Origin of the sequence: Phormidium sp. FACHB-1136, assembly GCF_014697375.1 — a bacterium.
Taxonomy (GTDB): Bacteria; Cyanobacteriota; Cyanobacteriia; order Phormidesmidales; family Phormidesmidaceae; genus Nodosilinea.
In genome coordinates, this window is record NZ_JACJRS010000143.1 from 1 (window position 1) to 9,719 (window position 9,719).

The 9,719-nt window shown below is 56.3% G+C and carries 11 protein-coding genes; 3 read left to right on the forward strand and 8 right to left on the reverse strand.

Annotated features, from left to right (window positions below; translation table 11 throughout):
• From H6G62_RS27535 to H6G62_RS24590, 7 genes are all read right to left on the reverse strand, one after another.
• On the reverse strand, nt 1-240 hold a 240-nt coding region (locus H6G62_RS27535; RefSeq protein ID WP_206755657.1), incomplete at its 3' end, for a helix-turn-helix domain-containing protein.
• A 131-nt stretch (nt 241-371) separates the two neighbouring features.
• Nucleotides 372-1,322, reverse strand: a complete 951-nt coding sequence (locus H6G62_RS24565; RefSeq protein ID WP_190500121.1) for a phosphate ABC transporter substrate-binding protein — start codon at nt 1,320-1,322, stop codon at nt 372-374.
• 9 nt (nt 1,323-1,331) lie between these two features.
• On the reverse strand, nt 1,332-2,045 hold the full coding sequence (locus H6G62_RS24570) for a PspA/IM30 family protein (protein ID WP_190500123.1): 714 nt from the start codon (nt 2,043-2,045) through the stop codon (nt 1,332-1,334).
• 228 nt (nt 2,046-2,273) lie between these two features.
• A complete protein-coding gene (locus H6G62_RS24575) occupies nt 2,274-3,791 on the reverse strand; it encodes an alpha-amylase family protein (protein WP_190500125.1) in 1,518 nt (505 codons plus the stop codon).
• A 266-nt stretch (nt 3,792-4,057) separates the two neighbouring features.
• Complete coding sequence (locus H6G62_RS24580; protein WP_190500128.1) at nt 4,058-4,492, reverse strand: gamma-glutamylcyclotransferase; 435 nt, start codon at nt 4,490-4,492, stop codon at nt 4,058-4,060.
• Nucleotides 4,493-4,582: 90 nt separating this feature from the next.
• On the reverse strand, nt 4,583-5,185 hold the full coding sequence (locus H6G62_RS24585; protein WP_190500130.1) for a DUF3365 domain-containing protein: 603 nt from the start codon (nt 5,183-5,185) through the stop codon (nt 4,583-4,585).
• A 282-nt stretch (nt 5,186-5,467) separates the two neighbouring features.
• The gene (locus tag H6G62_RS24590; protein WP_190500132.1) at nt 5,468-6,790 is read right to left on the reverse strand and encodes an FAD-dependent oxidoreductase; all 1,323 of its coding nucleotides are present in this window, start codon (nt 6,788-6,790) and stop codon (nt 5,468-5,470) included.
• A gap of 237 nt (nt 6,791-7,027) precedes the next feature.
• Between H6G62_RS24590 and H6G62_RS24595 the strand changes: the two genes are divergently transcribed.
• From H6G62_RS24595 to H6G62_RS24605, 3 genes are all read left to right on the forward strand, one after another.
• Nucleotides 7,028-7,435 carry a DUF302 domain-containing protein gene (locus H6G62_RS24595; RefSeq protein WP_190500134.1) on the forward strand — a complete coding sequence of 136 codons (408 nt, stop codon included), beginning with the start codon at nt 7,028-7,030 and terminating at the stop codon, nt 7,433-7,435.
• A 9-nt stretch (nt 7,436-7,444) separates the two neighbouring features.
• Nucleotides 7,445-7,981 carry a cytochrome b6-f complex iron-sulfur subunit gene (gene petC, locus H6G62_RS24600; RefSeq protein WP_190500136.1) on the forward strand — a complete coding sequence of 179 codons (537 nt, stop codon included), beginning with the start codon at nt 7,445-7,447 and terminating at the stop codon, nt 7,979-7,981.
• Nucleotides 7,982-8,264: 283 nt separating this feature from the next.
• The gene (locus H6G62_RS24605) at nt 8,265-9,206 is read left to right on the forward strand and encodes a bile acid:sodium symporter (RefSeq protein WP_199325219.1); all 942 of its coding nucleotides are present in this window, start codon (nt 8,265-8,267) and stop codon (nt 9,204-9,206) included.
• On the opposite strand, the gene H6G62_RS24610 is transcribed toward H6G62_RS24605, so the two are convergent.
• Nucleotides 9,166-9,492 (reverse strand): DUF3593 domain-containing protein, encoded by a 327-nt coding sequence (locus H6G62_RS24610; RefSeq protein WP_190500140.1) that lies wholly within the window; start codon nt 9,490-9,492, stop codon nt 9,166-9,168. The two genes, H6G62_RS24605 and H6G62_RS24610, sit on opposite strands and share 41 nt — an antisense overlap.
• Nucleotides 9,493-9,719: the final 227 nt, after the last annotated feature.

Here is a 9,719-nt window from a genome sequence, read left to right on the forward strand (position 1 = left end):
CTTATGATAGTTGCCTTTCATTCGGTCATCGATCAAACTATCTAACTTGCTCGGATCTCCATGGGTGCTCCAGTAGGCCACCTTCCGCAAGGAGCATCCGATTAAGTTCGCGATCTCTTGTTGAGTCCTGCCGTCATTGCGCAGTAGTAGTATTAGAATGCGCTCTCGAATGTCAGGGTGTTCATGGAACTTCAACTGCTTCTGAAGCTCTTGCTTTTCCTCTGACGTTAGATAGTTCATGACTCCCATGACTTATTCCATAATTTTAATGTATTATACGCAGTTTAGATGACTAACAGCTTAGGCCGCGCCATCACGATAAGCCGAGCGTCAACACCTAGGGCTGTCGGTTATGCTGGTCTTGTTCCTAGCTAGGGATTAGCCGTGGCACTGGTAATCGCCTGCTGCCCCTGGGGAGAGAGGGCAAAGCCTAGAAAGGCCTGTACCGCTGGGTTGTCGGCGTCTTTGTAGACGTAGTATAGGGGACGCTGGAAGGGGTAGTTGGCGGCTTCTGGCGTGAGTCCCTCAATGGGTACCACGCGCACCGTTTGTTGATCGGCCACCTGGCTATAGGTGGCATAGCCGATGCCGTCGGTGCCCAGTTGTTGCAGCATGGGCGTGGTGGCGTCCCGTGCCATGGTGGTGATGTTGGGTGTGGTGCCAAAGTCGCCGCCGCCGAGGACGATCTCTCGAAAGGCCACATGGGTACCGCTGACGGCGGGGCGGTTAATCACCCGAATGGGGGTATCGGGGCCGCCGAGGGTGGCCCAGTTATTCAGGCTACCCTGGAAAATCTGCACCGTTTGCGGGGCGGAAAGCCCCCGTTGAAAGGGGTTATCGCGGCCCACCACTAGGGCAATGCGGTCGGCGGCGACGGGCACGGCGGTTAGCCCCTGGGCTTGCTCCTGGGGGGTGAGGGCACGGGAGGAGGCTGCGATGTCAATGCTGCCCCCTAGCACCGCCTGAATACCATTGTCTGACCCCACCGCCGCTGTGTTGACGGCGGTACCGGGGTATTGCTTTAGGAACCCAGCCTTCAGTGCCTCGTTAATCAGCACCATGCTGGTGGAGCCGTCAATATCCACGGTGGTACCTGCCGCAACGCTGGGCAGCAGGGTGAAGTTTGCCGTTCCCACCGGAGGCGTTTGGGGGGTGGGGGCACTGCCAGACTGGGGTGTTTCTACCCCTGGTGGCGTTGCCACGGTGGCGGCTTTAGGGCGGAAGAAGAAAAACCAAGCGGCCCCGCCTACCAGGCCCAACAGCAGCAGAATGAACACAATGGGAGGAGGGCCACTGCGTTTCGGGGCATTACCGTTACTCATAGGGTGGGGTTACTCCGTGGGTTCTTGGGACGAGGCACCATCGAGCAATTGCAGGCGACGGGACACCTCATCGTCGATGGTGAGTTGATCGAGGTCGGCGGCGAGTTTTTCGTTGGGGTTTTCCGACAGTTCCGCCAGGGCATTGCTGCGCAGGTGGCGACCCTCCACCGCACTCTTGGCCGCTTCAAAGGATGACCGGGCCGAGCCAATGTCAAACTCGTTGTTCACCTTGGCAATGGATTCTAGGGCGCTGTTGATCTCGGCCAAGTCCTTCATGTTGTCCATGTCGGTCTTGTACTGCTCTAGCTTCATCCGTTCGCGGTTGAGCTTGTCCTTCGAGGCGGCGACAAACTTTTCGGCCTGCTGCACCTGGGCTTCGAGTTGGGGCAAAAGCTGCTCAATTTGGATCGCCTTCATCATGGCGAGGCGGGCCGCTTCGGTATTGCCCGACTGCTGGGCCAGGGTGGCCTGTTGCTCAAACTTGCGAAGTTCCTTGGCCTTTTCCTCATACTTTTTCTTGGCCCGTTCGTAGGCTCCCACCTGCATCGCCACTGCCTCGGCCAGCTTCTGCACCGAGGTCTGCATTTCTTGCAGCGACTCTTCCGCCACTGCCACCGCCACCTTGCCCCCCGACTCCACCGGGATGCCCCAGAGCCAGTTCCAGGTGCCGACAATCGTGCGTCCTGCCTTGTCGCCCATTAACCAATAAATGGCGTCTTTCATAGCAAATCCGTCCCACCCAATCAAAAGGCCGTATCTTAGCTGCAATTACAGGCCGAAGCCCAACTATTCCGGACTTTCCCCGTGTCGCCAGGGGTGATGTATCGTCACCCAACGTAGTACTGACCCTATGGTGCCCGCCCAAGATTAATATTTGGTCAACCCCTTAACCGACCGTTACACAGGACATAGTTGGGCCTATAGCGATTGGATACGGGGCCGGGAAGGCGGCTAGGGAATAGGCAGCTTGGCCCCAACGTGCAGGGCGAGGGCCGAGAGTCCGTCTAGGGTGGTGGTGAACTGTCCGGCTTCGTTGACCTGGATGGGAGAGGATTGGTTCTGGCAGGCTTGGCTGTCCTCCGTCAAAGTGCCCACCGTGACATTGCAGTAGCGACCTGGAGGGAGCTGGGTTTGAAAGGTGTGGGTAAGGGATGTGGTATCGCCATTGATCACCACAAAGCCCAGGTCGCCTCGGCCAAAGGCAATTTGGTTGCTGCCGTTATCCCACCAATCCGTCACGGTGGGTTGGGCCTGGGTGGCTTGGCGAAAGGCCACCATGTTGAGAATGGCGGGCCAGCGGTGTTCGCAAATCCACTCCCCAAAGCAGTGATCGGTACCGTTTTCGTGGATGGGGCGGGTGGTGCCGTCGGGGTAAGTTGGTGGGCCTTGGTCGCTGTCCTCAAAGGCAAAGCTGGACATGATTTGGGGAATGCCGTAAGGAAAGGCCAGCATAAACACATTGGCGAGGGCATAGCGGGCACCGTCCTTGTGGGTGAGGTAGTTGCCGCCGCCGCCGTGGCCCCGTTGTTTGTCGTGGTTGTCGATGAAGACCACGGCTTGATTGGAGGGAGCTAGCCCCCAACCTTCGCCCAGGGTTTCTAGATTGGCTAGGGTGTGACCGTTTAGTCCCCAAAATGCCTCGCTAACAAACTGGCCATATTTGAAGTCGATCACATTGCCGTGGACATAGTAATCCTGCTTACGAACGGCCTCGGTGCCGGGGTCGATCACTTCCTGGTAGATAAACAGGTTGCCGGAGTAGCGGTCGCGCAGTTGATCCAGAATTTGTCCGAGTTCTTCATAGCGAATGTGCTTAGCGGCATCAATCCGAAAGCCGCCGATGCCCAAATTAGCCAAGTCCAGCAGATAGTCTACCAACTGGGCCTGCACCTGGGGAGAACTGGTGTCTAAATCCGCCAATCCTACCAACTCGCATTGGGTAACATTGGTGGCATCCTGGTAGTTATCAATCGCCGTGCGGCAGGGGTTAAAGTCCTCCGGCCCGTAGAGACCGGGGTACTCATACTTGGTAAATTGCGTCCCAGCACTGCCTACCCCCGATTCCATCCCTGCCATGTGGTTAATCACAGCGTCGGCATAGATCGTCACCCCCGCCTGCCGACAGCGCTCCACCATTTCAATCAGGTCTTCCCGACTGCCGCCTCGGCTTTCCAGTTGATAGCTGATGGGTTGGTAGCGCTGCCACCAGGGAAAGTTCCAATCGGGCAACACAATATGCTCCTGGGGCGGCGAAATCTGCACTGCGCCTATCCCCGCTGGCCCCAGTACGGTTTCGCATTCGGCAGCAACATCCCGCCAGGGCCACTCAAATAGATGAACAAACACCGCATCGGTCACTGGTTCCTCAGGAATCACCGGATCCGACGGTACCCAGGCATTCGCCAGCATCACTAAGCTAGCCAAACCACCCAAGGCACCTATCACAATCGGGTATTGCTGAAAAATCATTGCTGTAAATCCGTACTGGGTTGACGATGCTGGCCCAGTGCCTCTAGTCGTGGAGCGCCGTGGCCACGCCATGCCCTTAGATCCTGGTCGCTTCTGGGCAGACGTAGACCTGCGTTCCTTCAATGCCTTCGATATAACTAGGCCAATGCTAAGCCATTGTACGGGAGCCTACACTGAAGCCATCCCGTCGGCTTAGGGGCTTGTCCACGGTACAGGGCTGAAATCGAGAAAAATCAGGATGCATTCACTGAAGCCATCCCGTCGGCTTAGGGGCTTGTCCACTGACCATCCGGGAGCCAGGTGCCACCGAGGGCATCCACCTGCTTTTTGGTCATGGCGTAGGCCCAGGCATGGGTGAGAAAAACCTGGTCGGGGTCGTAAACGGTGTGCCAGATACGCAGATACTCGCTGTCCTGGGGATGATCGGGGTAGAACGATTCAAACTCGTCCAGCTTTGTCAGGGCGGTGGTGGACGAGAAGGTGAGTAAGGTTCCCTCCACCCAACCCGATTCCAGGGTGAGGGCTGGGTAGCCTAGGGACAAATGATACAGCCGACCGGGGGCGAGGGCATCCTGTTGTTCGATGATGTAGGGCTCACAAAACCGCCGAAACGCCGCTTCCCCTGGTTTGAGAGTGCCGTAAACAAATACCTGGCAGGTGAGTTTATGGGTACCTTCCCCCGGCCCTTGGCTTGCGGTCATTGTCCTATCCGTGCGTAAATTTACACCATTCTCTGATCTAAGGTACCCCTCTATGGCCCCCAATCCCCCAATCATCCTCAGCACTCCAATCTATGGGCTAACGGCCTCCTGAAGTGCCTGCTGAACATCGGGGATAAACACCGCATACATGCCGCGCAGGTCGCCTTCTTGAAAGTCGTAGGCCAGGTCTTGGGGATAGTTGGTCTTCACAAAGTCGGGCCGGGAATTTTTCATCCCGTGGCAGGCCAAACAGCTTGTCTCAACGTTAATCCGCCGATAGTAGCGGGTGCCCGGTTGGCCGTCTAGGGTGTCCTTTTCCCACAGGCCCATGAGTTCTGGATTTTGCTCAAACTTGGCTAGGGCCATGGTGGCGTGGGGTGTGTCGAGGGCGTGATCGGGGTTGCGGTATTTTTTGGCCAGTTGCTTTACCTGCCAACCGTTTTCCTTGCTGAGTTCCATCGCCTTCATGCCCACGGGCTTGCACACCTGCTTCATGGTCTCTGCCGTAGGGGGTTCCGGTGCATCCTTTAAATAAGAGGCCAAACTACTGCGCAGGGCGTCCAGATTTTCCACCGCTTCCACCGCCTTGGCCAGTTCCGCTGGGTTTGCCTCAGCCTGGGCTAGGGCAGGTTGCCAGCCCCACACCAGCGCCATCAAACAGAGTCCTAAGCCGAAACGCAAAAACCATTTCATCACGGCAAATCCTTCTTGCTAAACGTTAAATTGGCTAAACGCTACGTCAATTGTTCCAGTCGTTTTTTAAGGCATGGGCGAGATCGGCCCAGACCGAAACATTTCTCAACTCCCGATCTACGGGCTTCGGCACACACCAGTCCCGTTTCTGGGGGCAACCTCCTGGGAGATCCCCCTAAATCCCCTTTAGTAAGGGGGACTTTGAAGCTGGCTGATTCCCTGGCATCACGGGACTTTGAATCCGATTCCCCTCTTTCCAAGGGGGGCTGGGGGGATCCAATCCTAGGCGGTCTGCGAGGGCAAGTGGCTGTCCACTGTCTGAGGTTCCGAGGGTCGATAGTCGCTCAGTAGTTTGAGGCCAAACAGCGTCCGCAGACCGAGGCGTTCGTACCAGGGCATCCCCACCCCAAAGCGCATTTTGGCCATAAAGTATTCCTCAAAGGCGGCTTTTACCCACACCACCCAGGGGCCACGGGCGGCGTAGGACTGCTTGCGCTGGCCCGTGGCGGGGTCGGGGATCACCGGGGCCGCGATGTAGGCAATGCCCGTTTCGCCAAATTCGGCAAAGCAGAGGGCATCAAGGGTGGGCACTTGCAGCGGGCCGTGGATGGCCCCCAGATCCACCGCAATATTGTGGGCGGCGGCGGTGGCCATGGCTTCGGCCATCTGTCCGCTCTTGGGTAGGCCGATGGGCACCTTGGTTTGGTCGGGCTGGGCCAGTTTAATGCTCACCCCGGCGGCGTAGATCTCAGGAAATTCCGGGTGGCGCTGGGTGGGCAATACGGGAATAAAGCCCTTTTCGTCGGCCAGACTGGGGACTTCGCGGATGAACTGGGCACCCCGGAAGGAGGGCAAAATCATCGAGTAGCGGAAGGGAATTTGGCGACCATCGCTGAGGGTGATGGCATCGGGGCTGACCTGGGTGATGGCGGCATTGTCGATGAATTCCACCCCTCGTTTTTCCATCAGATCAGCGGTGAGTTCGCGGGCGTGCTTCACCCCAGAAACCCCCAAATGCCCGACGTAGGGTTCCGGCGTGATGTAGGTAATGGGTACCTGGTCGCGAATGCCTAGGCGGCGCAGTTCCCGTTCGGCCATCAAAATAAATTCGTAGGCGGGGCCAAAACAGCCCGCACCGGGAGCCGCTCCCACCACCATTGGCCCAGGATTTTTCACAAACTCGCGCCAAGCCTCCCGCGCCGCTAGGGCATGGTCGGGGGTGCAGACGGATTGGGTATAGCCACCGTGGGGGCCGAGGCCAGGGATGAGGTCGAAGGCGAGGGAGGCCCCCGTGGCAATGGTCAGGTAGTCGTAGGGCAGGGTCTCGCCGTTGGATAGGGTAATTTTCCGCTGTATCGGATCCAGCCCCGTCACTCGATCCTGCACCAGGTTGAGCTTGTGGCGTTGGGCCAGGGGGGCCAGATCCAACTGAACGTGCTTCATAGATTTGAGATCCAGCGCCACCTGGATCAATCCTGGGATGAAGGTGAACTTGTCATGCTCGGAAATCAGCGTCACCTGGTGTTCGGCAGGGAGAAAGTGCCGTAGCTCGTAGGCGGCAGGCAACCCACCTAAACCAGCCCCAATCACAACAACGTTAGCCATAGCAAATCCTTTATCGATGAAGAGTGATGTTTTGGACAGAGGGGACAATCTCAGAGGCGGTATGGGCCATATACCAGACTTTCAAGGCGGCAAAGCTATCGAAGACCACGGGCTAAGGCAACCCCTGAAGACATCTATCTTGAATATTTGACTATTTTACCATTAAGTTATATATTTAGAGAATGATTCTCATCGTATTTCTTTCACTTCGTAAACTCAGGTAAGGATTTTTGACCCATGTACCACTTCAGTAAAGTTGTCGCCGCCTCCTTTGATGACGCCATTGCCCTAGTCACCGAGGCGCTGCGCCAGCAAGGCTTAGGCATCCTCACCGAGATTGATGTGCAAGCCGCCTTCAAGAAAAAGCTGGATGTAGACTTCCGCCGCTACAAAATCCTAGGGGCCTGCCATCCCCAGGTGGCCTACGCCATGCTGCAAACCGACGACAAGGCAGGCGTGCTCTATCCCTGCAACGTCGTTGTGCAAGAGCACACCGATGGCCGAGTGGAAGTCTCCGCTGTGGATCCCCTGGCCATGTTTTTGATGATTCACAGCCCCCAGGCTAAGGAAATCGCCCTCGATGCCAGCCAAAAAATGCAGGCCGTCATGGCCCAACTACCCGAAGCCGCTTTGGTCGCCGCATAGATAACAATCATGGATAACACCTTTCCCCTCGACGAACCCCCTTCTTTATCTCGGCGGCAACTGCTGAACTTCCTCACTGGAGCCACCGTTGCCGCCACAGCGGGTTCTGCCCTGTATCCCGTCGCCAAATTCATGGTGCCCCCCACCGTTGCTGCCGCTGGAGGGGGACTGCTGGCCAAGGACAAACTGGGCGCCCCCATCCCCGCCAGCCAAATTTTGGCTGAACCCCCCGGCACCCGCGCCCTGGTAGCCGGACTGGCTGGAGAACCCACTTATTTGACCGTGCTCGATGACGGATCCATCGACCCCATGGGCATTGTGGATAACTGCACCCACCTGGGCTGCACCTTTCCCTGGAACCCGCTAGATCAGCAGTTTCAGTGCCCCTGCCACGGCTCCCGCTACAGCCCCGACGGTGCGGTGGTGCGCGGCCCAGCGGATCGGCCCCTCAAACTCACCCGTGTTGAGGTGCGCGACAATGCCATCTGGCTCTATCCCTGGACTGAAACCGACCCCCGCACGGGCGAAAGACCCTGGTGGGTGTAGGGATTCTGATTGCCTGACATATCTTCGGTAGATCACAAACGTGCTCTTTTGACGCAATCCAGCCCTCACCCCCAACCCCTCTCCCGCGAGGAAAGGGGAGCCGGAGACAGTCTTCAAAGTCCCTCTCCCTTGGGGAGAGGGATTTAGGGTGAGGCCTGCGGGGGGGTGTGATCTACTGATCTTCCGTAAATAACCCACTTCTCAATAGAAAAGGTAGGCAATTACCGTGTGGAAAGTTCTTGGATTTATACAAAAAAACTTGGTTTGGTCGGTACCAATTTGCATGATAGCGGGGATTTTAGTCGGTGCCGTCATTAACCCAGCCCCACTCAAGGCATTGATTATTCCCCTCACGTTTTTGATGGTTTATCCGATGATGGTGAGCCTGCAAATTCAGGAGGTACTATCGGGCGGTGATACCAAGGTTCAGGTCGTCACCCAATTAATTAACTTTGCCATTGTGCCCTTTTTCGCCTTTGGCATGGGGCAATTATTCTTTGCCGATCAGCCCCTTGTGGCCCTGGGGTTATTGCTCGCCTCCCTATTGCCCACCAGCGGTATGACGATTTCCTGGACAGGGTTTGCCAAGGGTAACGTCAGCGCTGCGATTAAGATGACCGTGGTGGGACTAATCCTCGGTTCCGTTGCTACCCCGTTCTATGCTAAGGGGCTGATGGGTGCGGTGGTGGAAATTCCCCTGGCAGATATTTTTCGACAGATTATCGTCATTGTTTTTCTGCCGATGTTGCTCGGTCTCGTCACCCGTGTCGTGCTAATCCGCACCGTAGGGGCCGATAAGTATCACAAAAATCTAAAACAAAAATTCCCGGCCTTTTCTACCCTGGGCGTATTGGGTGTCGTGTTTGTGGCTATGGCACTAAAGGCTAAAGATATTATCGGCAATCCGATGATTTTGCTGTCTTTCTTGCTACCCCTCGCGATTCTGTATGCCGGGAATTTTCTGCTCAGCACCATCATCGGCAAGCTGTTCTTTACCCGAGGCGATGCCATTGCGCTAGTCTACGGTACGGTGATGCGAAATCTCTCCATTGCCCTAGCTATTGCTATGACTAGCTTTGGCAAAGAGCAGGGTTCAGAAATTGCCCTGATTATTGCTATGGCCTACATTATTCAGGTACAAGCGGCGGCTTGGTATGTGAAGTTTACCGACCGCATCTTTGGCCCTATTCCCCAGAAGCTACCGACCCCCCAGTCTCAGAATTAGCCCGTTGGTGCTGGATAACGGCTTGCCGGAAACCCAGTACCACAAAAATATTCGACAGGGTTAAAAATGCTTCGGCCCCGCCGTGGAGCCAGTCAATGTTGGCTAGCTCTGCGTTGAGGGCCACTTTGGCGTAAATTCCGGCTGGAATGGTGACAGCCACAAAGATTAATAGTGCATAGAACCCAAACAGGGCCATTTTAGGTGTTTCTCTGGTGCGTGTGAGAAACCAGAGAAAACCCAGGTAGGGAAAGAGTGATAGGGCAAAGAGGGCATTCTTGTCGAGCATAATTAGCCGGAATGGGGACTGGGTAACCTGACTGCCTGACAGAAGTGGGTGAAAGGCTTGAAACCTCGTGCTGCGAGGGGGAAAAGGTGAGGTGACATGAGACGCTGGAATTGCATATCTCAGGGTCTTTGCCATGCCAGCCACCACCTGTCTCTATGATCAAGTGCTGTCCTTGCTGCGTCAATATAGCCATCGTCGGGATCTGCGACACCTCAAGGCCTTGGCGT